The organism is Streptomyces sp. Q6 (genome assembly GCF_036967205.1).
GTDB classification, from domain to species: Bacteria; Actinomycetota; Actinomycetes; order Streptomycetales; family Streptomycetaceae; genus Streptomyces; species Streptomyces citrinus.
The window spans coordinates 1-15,617 of record NZ_CP146023.1; the positions used below are offsets into that span (position 1 = coordinate 1).

The 15,617-nt window shown below is 68.1% G+C and carries 18 protein-coding genes and 4 pseudogenes; 13 read left to right on the top strand and 9 right to left on the bottom strand.

Translation table 11 applies throughout. The features are described from left to right. A pseudogene (locus V2W30_RS39445) lies at nucleotides 1-226 on the top strand (IS5/IS1182 family transposase); the annotation flags it as partial. Here the strand turns inward: V2W30_RS39445 and V2W30_RS39450 are convergent. The 3 genes and pseudogenes from V2W30_RS39450 to V2W30_RS39460 form a co-directional block, all read right to left on the bottom strand. Beyond that, on the bottom strand, nucleotides 221-691 hold the full coding sequence (locus V2W30_RS39450; protein WP_338703983.1) for a hypothetical protein: 471 nt from the start codon (nucleotides 689-691) through the stop codon (nucleotides 221-223). The pseudogene V2W30_RS39445 and the gene V2W30_RS39450 sit on opposite strands and share 6 nt — an antisense overlap. A gap of 116 nt (nucleotides 692-807) precedes the next feature. Further along, a pseudogene (locus tag V2W30_RS39455) lies at nucleotides 808-1,652 on the bottom strand (IS5 family transposase). Between the two features lie 308 nt (nucleotides 1,653-1,960). Then, nucleotides 1,961-2,311, bottom strand: coding sequence for a GNAT family N-acetyltransferase (locus V2W30_RS39460; RefSeq protein WP_338703984.1), 351 nt, complete (start codon nucleotides 2,309-2,311; stop codon nucleotides 1,961-1,963). Nucleotides 2,312-2,331: 20 nt separating this feature from the next. Here V2W30_RS39460 and V2W30_RS39465 point away from each other — a divergent pair, with 20 nt between their 5' ends. Continuing rightward, nucleotides 2,332-2,475: a hypothetical protein gene (locus V2W30_RS39465; RefSeq protein ID WP_338703985.1), complete on the top strand. Its 144-nt coding sequence runs from the start codon at nucleotides 2,332-2,334 to the stop codon at nucleotides 2,473-2,475. Between the two features lie 77 nt (nucleotides 2,476-2,552). Continuing rightward, nucleotides 2,553-3,011, top strand: a complete 459-nt coding sequence (locus V2W30_RS39470) for a GNAT family N-acetyltransferase (protein ID WP_338703986.1) — start codon at nucleotides 2,553-2,555, stop codon at nucleotides 3,009-3,011. A gap of 515 nt (nucleotides 3,012-3,526) precedes the next feature. Here the strand turns inward: V2W30_RS39470 and V2W30_RS39480 are convergent. Further along, nucleotides 3,527-4,000, bottom strand: a complete 474-nt coding sequence (locus V2W30_RS39480; RefSeq protein WP_338703987.1) for a MarR family winged helix-turn-helix transcriptional regulator — start codon at nucleotides 3,998-4,000, stop codon at nucleotides 3,527-3,529. A 73-nt stretch (nucleotides 4,001-4,073) separates the two neighbouring features. On the opposite strand from V2W30_RS39480, the gene V2W30_RS39485 reads away from it, so the two are divergent. Then, nucleotides 4,074-4,448 carry a cupin gene (locus V2W30_RS39485; RefSeq protein ID WP_338703988.1) on the top strand — a complete coding sequence of 125 codons (375 nt, stop codon included), beginning with the start codon at nucleotides 4,074-4,076 and terminating at the stop codon, nucleotides 4,446-4,448. A gap of 347 nt (nucleotides 4,449-4,795) precedes the next feature. Here V2W30_RS39485 and V2W30_RS39490 read toward each other — a convergent pair whose 3' ends face one another. Continuing rightward, nucleotides 4,796-5,428, bottom strand: coding sequence for a DUF1707 SHOCT-like domain-containing protein (locus V2W30_RS39490; RefSeq protein ID WP_338703989.1), 633 nt, complete (start codon nucleotides 5,426-5,428; stop codon nucleotides 4,796-4,798). A 146-nt stretch (nucleotides 5,429-5,574) separates the two neighbouring features. Between V2W30_RS39490 and V2W30_RS39495 the strand changes: the two are divergent. After that, a pseudogene (locus tag V2W30_RS39495) lies at nucleotides 5,575-5,831 on the top strand (transposase); the annotation flags it as partial. Then, nucleotides 5,777-6,103: pseudogene (locus V2W30_RS39500) on the top strand (IS5/IS1182 family transposase); the annotation flags it as partial. The pseudogenes V2W30_RS39495 and V2W30_RS39500, both read left to right, overlap by 55 nt. Before the next feature lie 10 nt (nucleotides 6,104-6,113). Here the strand turns inward: V2W30_RS39500 and V2W30_RS39505 are convergent. Continuing rightward, on the bottom strand, nucleotides 6,114-6,521 hold the full coding sequence (locus V2W30_RS39505; protein ID WP_338703990.1) for a DUF3224 domain-containing protein: 408 nt from the start codon (nucleotides 6,519-6,521) through the stop codon (nucleotides 6,114-6,116). Nucleotides 6,522-6,773: 252 nt separating this feature from the next. Between V2W30_RS39505 and V2W30_RS39510 the strand changes: the two genes are divergently transcribed. Beyond that, nucleotides 6,774-7,286, top strand: a complete 513-nt coding sequence (locus V2W30_RS39510) for a hypothetical protein (RefSeq protein ID WP_338703991.1) — start codon at nucleotides 6,774-6,776, stop codon at nucleotides 7,284-7,286. Then, entirely contained in the window at nucleotides 7,283-7,714 is a 432-nt protein-coding gene (locus V2W30_RS39515; protein WP_338703992.1) for a hypothetical protein, read from the top strand. The genes V2W30_RS39510 and V2W30_RS39515 overlap by 4 nt, the downstream gene beginning before the upstream one ends. A gap of 365 nt (nucleotides 7,715-8,079) precedes the next feature. Here V2W30_RS39515 and V2W30_RS39520 read toward each other — a convergent pair whose 3' ends face one another. Then, a complete protein-coding gene (locus V2W30_RS39520) occupies nucleotides 8,080-8,871 on the bottom strand; it encodes an HAAS signaling domain-containing protein (RefSeq protein WP_425244727.1) in 792 nt (263 codons plus the stop codon). Beyond that, entirely contained in the window at nucleotides 8,799-9,155 is a 357-nt protein-coding gene (locus V2W30_RS39525; protein WP_338703994.1) for a PadR family transcriptional regulator, read from the bottom strand. Before V2W30_RS39525 ends, V2W30_RS39520 begins: the two co-directional genes overlap by 73 nt. A gap of 415 nt (nucleotides 9,156-9,570) precedes the next feature. On the opposite strand from V2W30_RS39525, the gene V2W30_RS39530 reads away from it, so the two are divergent. The 5 genes from V2W30_RS39530 (at nucleotide 9,571) to V2W30_RS39550 (ending at nucleotide 14,770) form a co-directional block, all read left to right on the top strand. Continuing rightward, complete coding sequence (locus V2W30_RS39530) at nucleotides 9,571-9,930, top strand: PadR family transcriptional regulator (protein WP_338703995.1); 360 nt, start codon at nucleotides 9,571-9,573, stop codon at nucleotides 9,928-9,930. After that, the gene (locus V2W30_RS39535) at nucleotides 9,927-10,847 is read left to right on the top strand and encodes a hypothetical protein (protein WP_338703996.1); all 921 of its coding nucleotides are present in this window, start codon (nucleotides 9,927-9,929) and stop codon (nucleotides 10,845-10,847) included. The genes V2W30_RS39530 and V2W30_RS39535 overlap by 4 nt, the downstream gene beginning before the upstream one ends. A 539-nt stretch (nucleotides 10,848-11,386) precedes the next feature. Next, the gene (locus V2W30_RS39540; RefSeq protein WP_338703997.1) at nucleotides 11,387-13,279 is read left to right on the top strand and encodes an alkyl/aryl-sulfatase; all 1,893 of its coding nucleotides are present in this window, start codon (nucleotides 11,387-11,389) and stop codon (nucleotides 13,277-13,279) included. Between the two features lie 300 nt (nucleotides 13,280-13,579). Next, a complete protein-coding gene (locus tag V2W30_RS39545; protein WP_425244728.1) occupies nucleotides 13,580-14,377 on the top strand; it encodes a SulP family inorganic anion transporter in 798 nt (265 codons plus the stop codon). Nucleotides 14,378-14,425: 48 nt separating this feature from the next. Continuing rightward, complete coding sequence (locus V2W30_RS39550) at nucleotides 14,426-14,770, top strand: hypothetical protein (protein ID WP_338703999.1); 345 nt, start codon at nucleotides 14,426-14,428, stop codon at nucleotides 14,768-14,770. Nucleotides 14,771-15,230: 460 nt separating this feature from the next. Here V2W30_RS39550 and V2W30_RS39555 read toward each other — a convergent pair whose 3' ends face one another. After that, nucleotides 15,231-15,611, bottom strand: coding sequence for a hypothetical protein (locus tag V2W30_RS39555; protein ID WP_338704000.1), 381 nt, complete (start codon nucleotides 15,609-15,611; stop codon nucleotides 15,231-15,233). Between the last annotated feature and the right edge of the window lie 6 nt (nucleotides 15,612-15,617).

Consider the following 15,617-nt stretch of genomic DNA (forward strand, 5'->3'; position numbering starts at 1 on the left):
CATCCCCGAACCGAAGAATCAGCGGGTCAACCGCCAACGCAAAGGCAGTAAGGGCGGTCGGCCCGCTGGATTCAACAAGACGATCTACAAGCGCAGGAACGAAGTCGAGCGGATGATCAACGCCCTCAAGAACTCCCGGGCCGTGGCCACCAGGTTCGACAAACGTGCCTACATCTTCCATGGCACGATCACCGTCGCCTCGATTCGGCTCCGGCTCCGCTCATGACCGGCCACCCGCGTTCAAGTCGAGTGCGGGCGCCCGGCCGACCGCAGCAAAAAGGATGAGAGGCAGCTCCTTGTCGGCCTGGCCGAGCGCCAGCCCGAGCCAACGATCGTTGTCGGGGAGCGGCCACACCTGCATGCTCACGGCCTGTTGGCTGAGGTAGTCGAGCGGCTCGGGCACCGACTCTCCCTCGCAGCTGGCGCTGAGATACGGTCCGAGGTCCACGACAAACGCACTGCCCCACCGATCCGTCAGGCGTGCCGCCAGGCCGTCGAGGCTGGCCCGCAGTTCGGCTTCGGCCTCAACCCAGGCCTGCCCGTCGTCGTCATCCCAGAAATCCCGACTGACCTGCAGTACGCGCACATGATGCTCTGGTCCACCTTCCCCGGAGGCGTCGACATAGGTCACCTCCGGGAACGGCTGCACGGCCAGCGAGTCAATCGTCGAGAGGTACTCCAGGGTGGTCATGGGTGCAGGCTATGGGACCGCGCAGACAACCTCCGCTGGCTGCACACACCAATGATCGGCCGGACAGCTCCTGGTAGGACTTCCTTAGAGGACGTTCCGGTTGAAGACTTGATAGTTCATGAGTTGTGCCAAGTTATGGGCGTTTCGCCCGTTGCTCGTTTCGCGAGGTTGGAGATCATCGCGAGGCGGATCATACTCTCGGAGTGTGTCGGTTTGGTCTCGTAGTCACGGGCGAGGCGGCGGTGCATCATGATCCATCCAAAACTCCGCTCCACAACCCACCGCCGCGGGATCACGGAGAAGCCTTTGACCTGCTCGTTTCGCGGAATGACGTCGACGTCGATGCCGAGAGTGGCGCCGTGCTCGATCGCCTTCTTCTTGTAGCCGGTGCCGACCCATGCCTTGCGGATGGTGGGGTGGTCGGCGGCGACTTGGGTGAGGAGCTGGATGCCGGCCTCGTTGTCCGAGACGCTGGCGGCGGTCACCATGACCAGCAGTAACAGGCCGAGGGTGTCGACGACGATGCTGCGTTTGCGGCCGACGATCTTCTTGCCGGCGTCGGTGCCCTGGGTGGCGGTGGGCACGCTGGTGGCGGTCTTGACGCTCTGGGCGTCGATGACGCAGGCGGTGGGCTCGGCGGTGCGTCCTGCCTGCTCACGCACCATCCGGTGGAGGTGGAGGCCGAGTCTCTCGATGGTGCCGTCCGCAGTTCAGGCGCTGAAGTAGCCGAACACCGTGGTGTGCGGCGGGAAGTCGTGGGGCAGGTAGCGCCAGGGGACGCCGGTCCGGTGAGGAAGAGGATCGCGTTCATGACTTCTCGCAGGTCAGTGACCTTCCCGCCCAGGTTGAGCGAGGTCTTCTGCCGCTCGGCCCGCCAGGCCGTCAAGGTCGGTTCCATCAACGCCCAGCGGGCATCGGAGAGATCGCTCAGGTAGGGCTCGCGCTGCTGCGAAGAGGTCATGGGACCACTCATGCACGAGGTCCCCAACCGGGCATATCGCTCGATCGAGCGAGGCAAAAGCCAGCTTCAGGGATGTACTCGAACCGGACAGGAGCCATCGGCAGGAACTGGAATGAACCGCAAGGCCGGGCACGTTTTCCTTGAATGGGTATTTCGGCTATTCTTCCTGTACACGGCTAATCCCGGCGCGACCCAACTACCCCAAACCTACACATAGTTAGCACGAACGTCCTCTTAGTGCTCCAGTGGTACGTCGCCATTCCTGCTGGTCCGAGGCGCTCTGTCGAGCCTGTCGGGCTGACGGCAGGTCAGATCAGGCGCAGGTCGATCCAGGGCACGGTGTCGCCCTCGCGCAGCAGATAACGATCAAACTCGACGAAGCCGTGCTGTTCGGCGAAGTGCAGCCCATCCGTAATGGAGGCCAGTACCACGGTCTCGATCACCTTGGCATCCAGCGCACGGGCCTGGCCTAGGGCGCGCTCGTAGAGTCGGGTGCCGAGGCCGCGGCGGCGGTGCTCGGGCAGGACACGAGCGATGACCGTGGCGGTGGCGCCGTTGTCCTCGGTGGGCGGGCGCACGGTGGTGCAGCCAATCAGGACGCCCTTCATCGGCGTGGTCACCGGTGAGGTCGCCGCCCACAGGACCGTCTCGGTTCGCACCTGCCCGGACGCCCTCGTCCTTGATCCACCCGGCCTCGCGCGGCTTTCCGAGAACGGTTAACAACCTGTTTGCGCATGCCCTGGTCGCCGCTTTCGCCACTGCCGGCAAGAACCTCCTCGACGCCGCCGCCCGCGCCTTCGTGAGCGAGGTCGTCGGCGACTGAGCGTCCAGTCCGCGCGACAGAGGCATAGCCCGGTATCGCTGTTGACAAGGACTACCACCTGAGGATTTGCTGGCCCGATGTCCCGCCTTCGCATCGAAAAGGTGGGCGGCGACGCCACGGTCCGTGACTGGCAGTACGTCCACAACCTCGTCATACCCACGCACCACCGGTCCTTCGACGAGGTGCGCGAACGTTCTCAGTACAACGTTCTTGAGGTCGCCTATCTCGACGAGACCCTGATCGGATGTACGACCGTTCGGCCACCCGCAAGCGAGACACCCGTGGCGACCGTCATCGCTCGTGTCCACCCCAAGCATCGTGGCCAGGGTCTCGGTGCAGAACTCTATGAGCGTGGTCTCACGCAGGCGAGGGACCTCGGCGCCGAGGCCATCGCGACCGTGGTACTGGCATCCAACACAGACGGCCTCCGCTTCGCGCAGCAGCGCGGATTCGTGAAGATCGACGAGTACCTGTTGCCGGGCGAGACGATCCCCTGGCTCGATCTCCGGCTGCAGGCCGACGGGGTCACCCGCTGAATCACCGGTACCTTGCCCACGAAGACAACACCGCACCGACGACCGCCCCGCCCGCACCCGCGCTGGCGGGGCGTCGCCGTCACGGGTCGTCGGTACCGTGAACGCCGCCTTCGTCGGCATTTTCGACGCCCGGCAACACACCCACCGGCGGCACAGCCGTGCTCGCCAGCTGGGTGAGGCTGCGTCCCGCAGCACAGGCGGTGGATCGTGGAGCAGGTCGACGGAACCCTGCTGCTGCACCGGCGCCTAGCCCGCGAGTACAACCACCGGCCCGACACCTCCGCCTCACGCGCCCAGTGGGCTTCCAACGCGAACATGGCCCGCCGGCTGACCGCTCCGAGCTCCGCCTGGCGCGACACTATCGGGCTGGCCGTGTGAGCGTCACCGAACTCGTCGCCGACATCCCGTCCCGGCGCGAGGCGGCCACCGCCCGCGCCGAAGATCGGTCGAGAACAGCTACTGCCGCCAGACAGAGCGCAGTGATGTCTCGCGCTGGAGCCTGTGCTCGTCCCCGGTCACCACATCGGACGTAGAGGTGGGATCGCATCCCCGGCGAGTGCGCGGACGAGGGCTGCAAGTTCGCTGCGAGGGACTTCCAGGCCCGCTTCGCGGAGGTGGCCGGCCAACTCGCCTTCCAGGCCGTCCATGGTTCGGCCGGCCACGGCCATGTGCTCCATCGCCTTGCCCGTCAGGACGACGAGTCTGCGCCGACCGCCTGCAGGATGGGGCCGTCGTTCCACGTATCCGCGCTTCTCGAGGTCGTCGACGATCTGGCCGGCAGCCTGCTTCGTGACCCCCAACTGCTCTGCCAGCTCGCTGCTGGTCAGGCCGGATCCGTGCAGCACTTGGAAGACCAGGCCGTGCACGGGGCGAAGATCGGCGTAGCCGGCGGCGTCGAGACGGCTCACGAACTCCGAGAGGACGAGCTGGAAGGCCATCCCGAGAAGGAAGGTGAGCTCGGTGCGCTCGAGGGGGTCGCGGGGCTCCATTAGCGCATCTTGACACACCTTTCGAAAGTAGCTTTACTCACCGCAAGTAAAGCTACTTTACACAGGAGGTTCCATGCGCGTCGTCAGTGAAACCGAGCAGCGATCCACCGTCACGGCGTCAGGGTCGATGTTCGCCCTGGCCGGCCCCAGTCAGGGGAGTACCGAAGTGAGCACCTGGCGGGTGGCGCTCGAAGAGGCCGTGTCCGGCCCGGTGCACATCATCGACCGCGAGCAGGTCTGGATGCCTTTCGCGGGCACGCTCGAGGTCGAGGTCGACGGCAGGACCGAGCACGTCAAGGCCGGACAGGCGCTCATCCTCTCCGCTGGCTCGGTGCGGCAGATCACCGCGATCGGCGGGCGAGCGGAGGCGTTGGTCGCCATGACCGTCGGGGGCAGCGCCATGATGCCGGGCAGCGAGGACAAGATCCCTCTCCCCTGGGCTGCATGACGCCTCCCGGCAGCCCGACCGGACCCCACGCGACTCCGCTGGTCCCGGTCCGGCTGCCTGACCGCGGATCGGCCGACCGGCACCCGGACTGTCCTTGTGGTGTGGCCATGCATCCCTCGCCATCAGCTCCGCCGGGGCCACCGCACTGGGGACCGTGACCGAGTCCTGCGACGAGGGCGGCCTCCATGAGGGCCTCCGCCCGCAACGCCCGCCCGATCTGAGAGAGGGCCTTATCCGCCTGGCGGGGCCGCAGCGCGATCTGCACCACCCATGGCGCGGTCGACAGCAGCAGGGGGCGGCCGGGTCGCGGCGGCAGTGCATCACGTCCGCCGCGACACGGGCATCGGTCATCGCCGCGTGTCGTTCCCTGCGGGTCCGCTCCTGGTGACGATGACGCCGAAGAGGGCGAGCCCCCGAATGGTGATCACCGGGGAGCCCTGCTCGGCCCGGCGGGCTGCACGCTTTCCGAACAGACCGAAAAGTCCTACGCCCCTGACGTCGACCTCGACGTCGTCGGGGACCGTGATCCGGGTTCCGCCCCACAGCGCCACGGCGCTGATCGTCGTCTCGTGGCTGACGAAGTGGGCGTCCCGCAGGTCCAGTCGTCCGCCTCCGAACATCGACCACGAGGTGAACCGGGGAGGAACGGTCCAAGCGCCGGCGCGGACGAACCCCCCGAAGACTCCGGCAGCGAAGCGCAAGGTGGGACGGCGGTCCGGCAGGTGCGCTGCCCTGCGGCCGGACGCAGGGAGGTCACGGATCGCGGGCTCCAACTCGGCGCGAGACGCCGCCTGGTAGATCGCACCGATGCGGTCGTCAAGTTCGACTGCTGTCAGGCGGCCTGCGGTGAAAGCCTCGCGAACCTGCTCCGCCGCCCGGTCGCGCTCGTCGTCGGAGACGCGGACCAGGTCGCCGGATCGCCCAACTTCATGAGTCATGCACGCAATTCTCGCATGGGGCATGCCCGCCGAACTCTCCATCGCGGCATGGTGACGCTTGCGTCGTTGCGGTCGCCCTGCCGCCGACGGTTCGGGGCATCGGGGACCAGCCGGGCTGTGGGGTGACGGGCGGTGAGCGCGAGGGGGAACCCCAGCTCTCGGATCACGACGGTGCACCAGTCGGGAACTCCCGCCACATGCGACAGATGATCGACGACGGGGACCGGCTGACGGTGTTCCTGCTGCCCGCCTACGCACCCGACCTCAACCCTGCCGAGGGCCTCTGGGCCGACGACAAACACAGCCTCGCCAACCTTGCCGTCGGCCCTGGACCGCCCGGAAAACCTCGTCCGCAACCGCACCAAACGACTCCACTTACCGACCCCGCACCCTCGACGGCTGCATAGCCGGAACCGGCCTCACCCTCCACACACCAACGTCACCTTGGCAAGCCGAAGCCAGTACCTGCGACGGCGCCAGGTCAAGCACACCATCCCCGAACCGAAGAGCCAGCGGGTCAACCGCCGGCGCGAAGGCAGTAAGGGCGGTCGGCCCGCCGGATTCAACAAGACGATCTACAAGTGCAGGAACGAAGCCGAGCGGATGATCAACGCCCTCAAGAACTCCCGGGCCGTGGCCACCAGGTTCGACAAACGTGCCTACATCTTCCATGGCACGATCACCGTCGCCTCGATTCGGCTCCGGCTCCGTTCATGACGCGTCGCCCTTACGGGCCGAGCTCGTAGTCGAACCAGATCCGGTGGGTGCCGTCCGCGTCCACTGCCATGCCGCCGGCCCCAGTGATCCCGGCCAGCGCAGCCGTTCCACTGCCACGGACGATGACGAAGAACTCGTCCTGTCTCCCTTCGCCCAGGGTGGCCGCGGAGTGCGCGAAATTGAAGGTGCCTACCTGCCCGTGGAGCGTTCCCTCGAAGGACTCCATAGCGACATACGTCCCCGTCCCGCTGGACTGGTCGAACGCGGCGGTGAACAGGGTCGCAGAGCGACCGATGATCTCGCCTTCGTACTGCTTCTCCATGGTGGAGACACCGACGGGCAGCGCCGTCTCGATCGCGGGGCTCGGCAACGGAATTGGGGTGAACTCGGCAACTTTGAACGTTCCTGAAGCTCGCATCCCTGGATCGTAGGCCCCACCACTGGCATCCTCACCGAGTATCCGTCCATGATCCGCCGGACAGGCCCTAGTGAACCGGGGTGGCCAAAGCAGCCCGACTGTCCCAAGCGAGGCGTCCTGCTTGTCACATCTGCCCATTCAGCAGTCCTTCTGTCACCAGAAAGATCCGTCGGGCTGCGCAGCAGAACTGCGAACTACGAGTTCGGCTCGGGACCTACGCTGGCGCTACCTTCCACCTTGCCTAGGAGTAGCGTGCCGCCTGCCTTCGTTCACCGGATCACGAAGTACGACCCCGCCGACCGTGACGAACACGGCAGCTACCAGGGTGTGGAGGAGGCGGTCAGTGACCACGGGCCGGTCGAGGCCGCGTATCTGGAGGCGGTCGCCGCGTTCGCGGAAGCCGCGGGCATTGACCGGCTGGAGATCCGCGAGCCCTCCGTCACCGGGTTCGTCCGCTTCGGTGCCCAGCCGGCAGCCGAGGGGCACGGTCTAAGCGGTCTCTTCCCGGCCGACCTCACCGGTTACCACGACGGCGCCGAGGTCTTTCTGGAAGTGGCCCTGGAGCTGATCCGCGTCATGCTCCGTGAGCAAGGAGCCTGGTGCCGGCTGGAGGCGGGAGACGTCTTCGCCGTGCACGTCGGATGGGACCAGTACGTCTACGTGGGCAGCGACCGGCCCTGCGCAGGCGCCGCGGTCCGTACGCGGGAACTCGGCCTCTTCGCGGAACCGATGGAGGCGTCCCCCTACGCCGCGGAACAGAGGTGACGAAGGCCGCCGACGAAGGCTTCTGGACGTCGCTGCGAACCGAACTGGTGGCGCGACGAGGCCTGCTCCTGGAGGAGACCCACGTCGTCAACGCCACACGCTGGCACCGTCTCACCGCGGAAAACCTCGACGCGGTGCGCGCCGGTCTCGGCCCCCGCGCCCTGCTGACCGTCTGGCCTGACCTGCAACCCGACGTCGGCACGGTCCTGGCCGCACTACCGTCCGAATGGCACGTCGAGTTCGTCCGGGAGACGGAGGACGGAACGATCAGAGACGTGACCGTCGATGAGACCGAGTATCAGGAGCTCGTCGCCCTGGTGGCCGAGGCGCGAGCGGCCCGTGCCCTGTCCCTCTACGCCGACGAACGCGATCCACTCCTCCAAGCCGCTCTCCCCGACAGCGACGGCGTGCTGCGCGCACGATGGTGACCCTGTTCATGAACACCGGCCCGATGAAACCCGCACGTCAGCATGCTGACCACCAGCTCGGAAGCTGGAGCGCACAATCACACTGAGCCCCTTCCAACCTGGCTGGCTGGGCGATGCGGATCGCTGGCGCTGGCACGTGCAGGGTGCTGGAACCGCTGCTTTGCGGGGTTGCCTGATCGACGGCCGAAACCTTCCTGGCCTGGGGCAACGCCAGGTTGGAAAGAGGTCATAGCGCTGCGCACCGAGGTACCCGAGACGACGTGGTGCGCCGGCCGACGAGCCGTTCGTCCGGTGGGTGGATCAGTGCTGCCGCTGGCAGCGCGTGCATGCAAGTACGAGGACGGCGGCAGGCCCGGTCTGTTGGATCAGTGCAGGGTTCCGGTCTTGACCTGAGAAAGACCGTCGGTGACGGCGAAGGCGGAGATCCAGAGGATCACTTCGAGGACGAGGAACAGGAGCAGGGCACCCCACAGCAGGATGCCGGCCCAGCGCGGGATGCGCAGGGAGATCCGGCCGGGTCCTTCCGGAGCCACGCGGTGGCGCCACAGCCACACGAGCACAGCTGCGCGGACGGAGACGGCTGCGCAGGAGAGGACCACTTCGGCCCCGTGGCCCAGGCCCAGTGCTTGGTCGAGCGCGTGCATGAGCAGATTCGGCGCAATGAACCAGAGGACGGTGATCCACTTGCGTGAGGTCGTCCACCACGCGGACACGGCCAGGGTGGCCAGGCCGAGAAGGTTGAGAACCAGGACGGGGAAGTTCAGTTGCTCTCCGTGGCCCGCGATCTGCGCCAAGAGTCCGACGGTCGAGCCGAGAGCGAGCAGGGTCAGGACTGTGCGGGGGTTGCCGCGCACCTGATCGGGGGTCGACTGGGCATTCTCACGGACGGCCGCCGTGGCGATGTCATGGGGGTCGCCGAGCTCGGCGAGGATCTGGTCGAGCTCGCCGGGCCGTTCGGCCAGAGCGACGGTGATGTGCTCGGAGAGGTCTGCCACCAAGTCTCTTCGGCGATCGGACGGCAGGGCTGAGGAGGCTCGATCGACGGCTGTCAGGTAACGGTTTATCTCAGGGTGGGTGGTGGTCTTCACTGTCTTCTCCGGTCGGACGTCATGTCGGGGGTGATGAGGCGGTCGACTGCGTCGGTGAAGTCGGCCCACACTCCGGCGAAATCGGCGAGCGCCGCGTGGCCTTCCTCGGTGAGTGTGTAGTAGCGCCGCGGAGGACCGTTCTGCGATTCGCTCCAGTCGGTCGTCACCAGCGCCTCGCGTCGCAGCCGGGACAGCAGCGGGTAGACCGTGCCCTGGCTCGTTGCCAGTGCTCCGGTGTCCGCGAGTGCTCCCAGTAGTTCCGTGCCGTAGCGCGGGCCGTCACGCAGGAGGGACAGCACGCAGTACTCAAGGACCCCCTTGCGGAGCTGGCTTAATGTCTTGCCAGGTTCCATGCGTTGCATGATAGGTAGGCGGTATCTTGCAAAGCAAGATTCCCCTGAGCGGTAGTCCCGAGCGCACTTCGAGGGCGGCACACCAAGGGGTGGAGAACCCGGCGGCACCCCGCTGGCTGATGTCGAGGGCCGTGCCACGGGACGGTCGGGATAGCCAGGCACCCATCCGCGCGAAGGGCGCACTTGACTTCGGACCTCGGGGTTCGCCAGCAGTAGCGGCCGGGTCGCAGCCTTGATCGGCCTCACGGTGAGGCGTGACCACCGCCGGCCGACGGCACGCCGCAATCCCGTGCTCGGCATGCCCCCCCCGCCCGGGCGGCCCGGTGGAGGGGGGCAGTGGTGTCAGCCGCTCGCGGCGGGCGGAGCGAAGGGACCGACTGGACGCATAGTCAAGTCGCCGATATATATAGGCGTCATGAGTGACAGTGATCGTTCTCAACCGATGCGGGAGCCCACGCTGCTCCTGATCGCCGCGCTGGCCGACGCGCCCCGGCACGGCTACGCCCTGATCGGTGAGGTGGCGCGCATTTCCGGCGGGCGGGTCACCCTCCGGGCGGGCACCCTTTACGGCGCCCTGGACCGGCTGCTGCACCAGGGGCTGGTACGCGTGGACCGCGAAGAAGTCGTCGACGGACGGGCCCGCCGTACCTACGCCCTGACCGACGCCGGACGTGCAGCGCTCGACGTCGAGGTACAACGCATGGAAGCGATCACACGGGAAGCGCGCCGCAGGATGGGATCCCCGACGGCCGGCCCCGTGGGAGCGACCGCATGAACACACGTCTTGTGCAGTGGGCCGTCAAGACCCACCCGGCCCGCTACCGCGCCGAACTGGGGACGGAGCTGGAGGACACCGCCCTGGCCGCAGCCGCCGGCCGCGGATTCACCGCCATCGTTTCGGAGGCGGCTTCTCTCGCCGTACACGGCCTCCGGCTGCGGACGGGGCTCAGCTCCGACCGTTCGCCCGGGCGGATCCTGGCCGCCTCCGCGCCCGCGGCTCTGGCTTTGAGCATCGCCGGTCAGTCGGCCGATCGAGTCCTGCAGGCGAACATGTTCCAACGCGCCATGTCCTGGGACCAGATGAATCAGGCTTTCGGCACCCTGCCGGCCCTCGCGGGCGTGGCCCTGGCCGCCCTGGCCCTGGCCGCCCTCCTTCTGGGTCGGGTGTCGGCCGGCAGGATGCTGGCCTCCGCCGCCGCTGTCCTCGCAGTGGTGGCGGCGGTCACCTCCGCCTCGTACTGGGCCGAGCGCACCGGCATGGTCGCCCTTCCCCTGGTCGGCATGGGCGGCCCCCTGCTGGTCTGCGCCTTGTTGTGGCTCGCACCTCTGCGGCTCCTGCCGACGCCCGGCAATCGCACCGCGTGGCTGACCGCTGCCGCGGGAGTGCTGGCGTTCGCCGTGTTGTGCGAGATACCCGGAGCGAGCACGTGGGCCGTGGCAGACCTCGCCCTGCTGTTTGCCGGCGCGGCTGCCGTCCGCCGGACCCGGAGGGCAGCCATGATCGGGCTGGTCGCCCTGGCACCTTTGTATCCCCCTGCCCTGAACCGTCTGTGGGAGGACTCTTCGGCGTTCGCCTCCCGCCTGGAGGCGGGACTGGTGGCGTCAGTCGTGACGGCGTTCGCGCTGGCTGTCGTCACCTACTTCACCCGCTCCCGCCGCCCGGCCGGAGGGGACCGCGACCCGGCCCTCTGACGGAGTTTGCGCCCAGGGTGCCACTCGGCCCAACCCGCCACGGCCCCTGAGCACACTCGTCACGGCGGCCGTCTGTGTTGGCTGCGCGACCACCTGGGGCACCTCACCCGTGACAAGAGTGCGGCCCGAAGCAGTCGGCGGAGTACGACCTCTTCCACGGCCTCTCAGTCGACCCAACTGCCGCGTCCAGGGGCACTTTCGGCGACTTCACGTGCGACTCGGAGAGCTCGACGGAACGGAGTGCGACCAGCGCAGACTGATCTCATGCCTGCGGCCGTTGCGCTCCCGAGCGCATCGGTGCCGTTCTGGCAGGTGGAGTCGGGTTGCCCGGTGACCGCATGGGTCATCAACGGGTCGCTGTGGGCGGGGTTGCGGGGGCAAGGGGGTAATGAGCGTGACGGTCTTCCCGGGCGGGACGTGACGTTGCCGGTCGCGCGACCCTCTTGGCGCGCGCCGAGGGAGCGGATCATGGCCGCTGTTCGCCGGACAGCGCGCGCCGTCCACTCATTTTTGCCCTTTTGCAGCTTGAATCTGACGATATGACTCCTACTTCTCAGGGTGCGCAGTCGTCCATCGCCAGGCAGCAGGCGGACCTCAGGGATCGCCTGCCGTTCTCCGACCGGCAGGATTTCGAGGACGCGGCGCGGGGGCTGATCGCCCGTCGCGTTCCGAGTGCCGTCACCAGTGAGGACGGGCGGGTCGTGTGGGACAACGACACGTACGCCTTCCTCAAGGGCGAGGCTCCCGACACGGTGAACCCGAGCTTGTGGCGCCAGTCGCAGCTGGTCGCCGAGCAGGGGCTGTTCGAGGTGGTCGAGGGCATCTACCAGGTGCGTGGCCTGGATCTGTCGAACATCACGTTCGTTGAGGGCACCACCGGCGTGATCGTGATCGACCCGCTGATCTCCACCGAGACCGCCGCGGCGGCACTGGCCCTTTACCGCGAGCACCGCGGCGAGCGCCCGGTCACCGGAATCGTCTACACCCACTCGCACGTCGACCACTTCGGCGGCGTCAAGGGCGTCACCACCCAGGAGGACGTGGATGCCGGGCACGTCCCGGTCCTCGCGCCGGAGGGCTTCACCGAGCACGCCGTCGCCGAGAACGTGTACGCGGGCACCGCCATGGGCCGCCGGGCCGCCTACATGTACGGCGCCGCGCTCGCCCGGGGCCCGCAGGGCGCGGTCGGCGCCGGGCTCGGCCAGACGACCTCGACCGGCACGGTGACCCTGATCCCGCCGACCCTGGAGATCACAGCGACGGGCCAGGAGGAGACCGTCGACGGGGTGCGCATGGTCTTCCAGATGGCACCCAACACCGAAGCGCCGGCCGAACTCCTGATCCACTTCCCCGACTTCCGCGCCCTGTGCACGGCCGAGGACGCCACCCACACCCTGCACAACCTGCTGACCCTGCGCGGCGCGGTGGTCCGCGACCCGCACGCCTGGTCGCACGCGCTCACCGAGGCGGTCGATCTGTTCGGCGAGACCACGGACGTGGCGTTCGCCTCGCACCACTGGCCGACCTGGGGCAAGGAGCGCGTCGTGGCGTTCCTGGAGATCCAGCGCGACCTGTACGGCTATCTCCACGACCAGTCACTACGCCTGATCAACAAGGGCTGGACCGGCACCGAGATCGCCGAGTACCTGAAGCTGCCGCCGGCCCTGGAGAACGCCTGGAACACGCACGGCTACTACGGCTCGGTCAGCCACAACCTCAAGGCGCTCTACCAGCGCTACATGGGCTGGTTCGACGGCAACCCGGCTCACCTGTGGCAGCACCCGCCCGTCGAGGCGGGCAGGCGCTACGTCGAGTTCATGGGCGGCGCCGACGCGGTGGTGGACAAGGCGCGCGGCTCGTTCGAGGCGGGCGACTTCCGCTGGGCGGCCGAGGTGCTCAGTCACGTCGTCTTCGCCCAGCCCGACCACGCGGCGGCCCGCGAACTGCTCGCCGACACCTTCGAACAGCTCGGCTACGGCGCCGAGAACGGCACCTGGCGCAACTTCTATCTCTCCGGCACCACCGAACTGCGCGAGGGCCAGTTCGGCACCCCCACCGTCACGGCATCGGCCGACATCGTCGCCAACCTCACCCCCACGATGCTCTTCGACGCCATCTCCATCCAGGTCGACGGACCCAAGGCCTGGGACGAGGACCTCACGATCGACGTCCACCTCACCGACGCCGACGAGCGCTACCGTCTGCGCCTGGTCAACGGGGTCCTCAGTTATACCGCCGCATCCCAGAAGACGGCCGCCGACGTCACGCTCACCAGCACGGTCCGCGCCCTGTCCGAACTGGCCGTCACCGGGCTGACGCCGGAGGGCCTTGACCGGGCGGGTGTCCAGGTCGAGGGAGACGCGTCGGCACTGCACCGGCTCACCGCCGTACTCGACCCCGGCGACCAGGACTTCCCCATCGTCACCCCCTGAACCACAGCCTCCGGGGCGTCCACATCACGTCGCCGCCGAGCTCATGTGCGCACGGCGCGGCGGCGACGCACACACTTGCATCACGCGGAGAGCGCCCATGGCCGACAGCCCACCAGCCGAGAGCGCCCCCGAGCCTGCCGGGAGTGTGCCATCGCCGAGCACCGCAGGCGGCCTCGGCCGACCGACACCGCGCGACATCGTGTCAGGCTTCTCCTGAGGGCATGGCCCACGCCGGCATCGGGTGGATTCGCCGCGCCGCTCGGCCTGTGGTCCGGCGCCGTCCCCACCGTCGTCGGCTCGGTGTTCGCCCGCACCGCTTTGATGGTCACCACGCTCACCAGCGCGATCGCCCTGTCGTCGCGCAGCGTGCTGACCGCCGCGGGTCTCGACCCCGGTGACCTCGGAGCCCTGGCCGCGCTCACGGTCCTCGTCGGCGTGATCATGCTTGCCATGGGGCTGCTGAAGCTCGGCTCGGTGCTGTCGTTCGTGTCGACGGCCGTGATGACCGGCTTCACCACCGGGATCACGCTGCAGATCGTCACCGGCGTCCTCAAGGACGCCACCGGCTACACGCCCACCCCGCACAACACCCTCGCCAAGGTCGTCGACTCCCTTGTCCACATCGGCGACGGGGACGGCACCACTGTGCTGGTCGCCGTCGCGACCCTGGCCGCCTGGGCCGCCTTTCGCGCCGTCAGAAGGCTGGAGTCGTACGCAACGCTCCTTGCCCTGCTCGCCGTGACCCTGGTCTGCCTGATCACGGGCCGGACGTGGAACTGGTCAAGGACATCGCGGCGATCCCCCGCGCGTTGCCGCCGTGCTCCCTGCCCGACCTCGAATCCGTTCCCGAACTTGCGGCAGGCGCCTTCGCCATCGCGCTGGTCGCGCTCGCCCAGGCCGCCGGGATCAGCGCCGCCGGTCGCCAACCCGGACGGCACCCGCCCTGATGCGTCCAGGGACTTCACCGCCCAAGGCCTCGCCAACATCGCCGGAGGCTTCTTCCCGGCCCTGCCCACCGGCGGCTCCCTCTCCCCTACCGGACTCGGCACCAGCGCGGGCGCGCAGAGCCGCTGGTCCAGGATCTTCGCCGGCGTTTAGCTCGCCGTCCTCGTCCTTGTCGTCGGGCCGTACGCGGGGCAGATCCCGATGGCTGTCATCGGCGGGCTGCTCCTGGTCATCGGCGGCGAGCTGATCGCGGGGCGAGTCGGTGACATCGTCCTGGTTCTGCGCACCTCGTGGCTGTCGGCGGCCGCCACGATCCTGACGTTCCTGGCCACCACCCAACTGGCCCTGCAGTACGCGATCTTCCTTGGTGCCGGTCTGTCGATCCTCCTGCACGCGGTCGCCGAATCCCGGCGCGGCCGCCTGGCCCAGCTCATCCCGGACGGCGATGGCCCCTGGCACACCGGCTCGCTGAACCCCCGCCGGAAGTCCCCAGCGGGCGCACCACCGTTCTGCACTATGCCGGCGGCGGCTTCTTCGCCGAGGTGAACCGCCTCGCGGACGAGTGGCCCGACCCTCACGGCGCCCACCACGCGGCGATCGCCCTGTCCCTACGCGGATCAGCCGGCATCCCGTCCGCGACGTTCCTCAAGGCCCACGAGCGTGCCTGCCTTCGCCTGCGCGAACAAGGTGTCCACCTCATCCTGTGCGGCGTCCCGCGTCCCGCGGCCCATGTACGACTTGCTCGAACGCTCCGAAATCCTTGAGGTCCTCGGCGCGAACGCGGTCTTCATCGAGACCGAACAGCTCAGGGCGTCCCTGACCGCGGCCTACACGGAGGCCGAACGACCATCGAGAGGTGATCGATGCCATCGCCTGGAGGTTTCAGACCGGGGCGCAGTGGGTGCAGTTGCCGGAGAAGTACGGCAACTGGCGGGGCGTCTTGGCGCTGCGGGCTGTGGCGCAATCACCAACTGCTGTACCCGAGAACGACATCGAGGGGCGGTGGTCAGCGGTGCGCTGCCGCCAGGGTTGCGGTAACGACTGCGGGTTCGCTTCCGGTGAGGTCGGCGATGCGGGCGACGGTGAGGTGGAGTCGTTCGTGAAGCAGGAGGGTGTCTTGCTGAGGGTTGCTGCTCGTTCCGGTGCGAACGGTGACGAAGTGGGTGTGCAGGTCCCAGGCGTAGGCGGCGGGGTTGGGCTCCGTGACGGCCCGGGGCCAGTCCGCAGCGATGAGGGCGAAGGTGTGCGCGACGGCGATGCGCGCCTCGTCCGCGGGCAGGTGCGCTGCGGCGTAGGCGAGGTATCCGGGCTGCTGGAGTTCGTAGAAGGCGAGGAAGGCGTCGGACAGCATCTTCACTGCAGGCCTGGCGGGGTCACGGCGGGGCATGCGCGG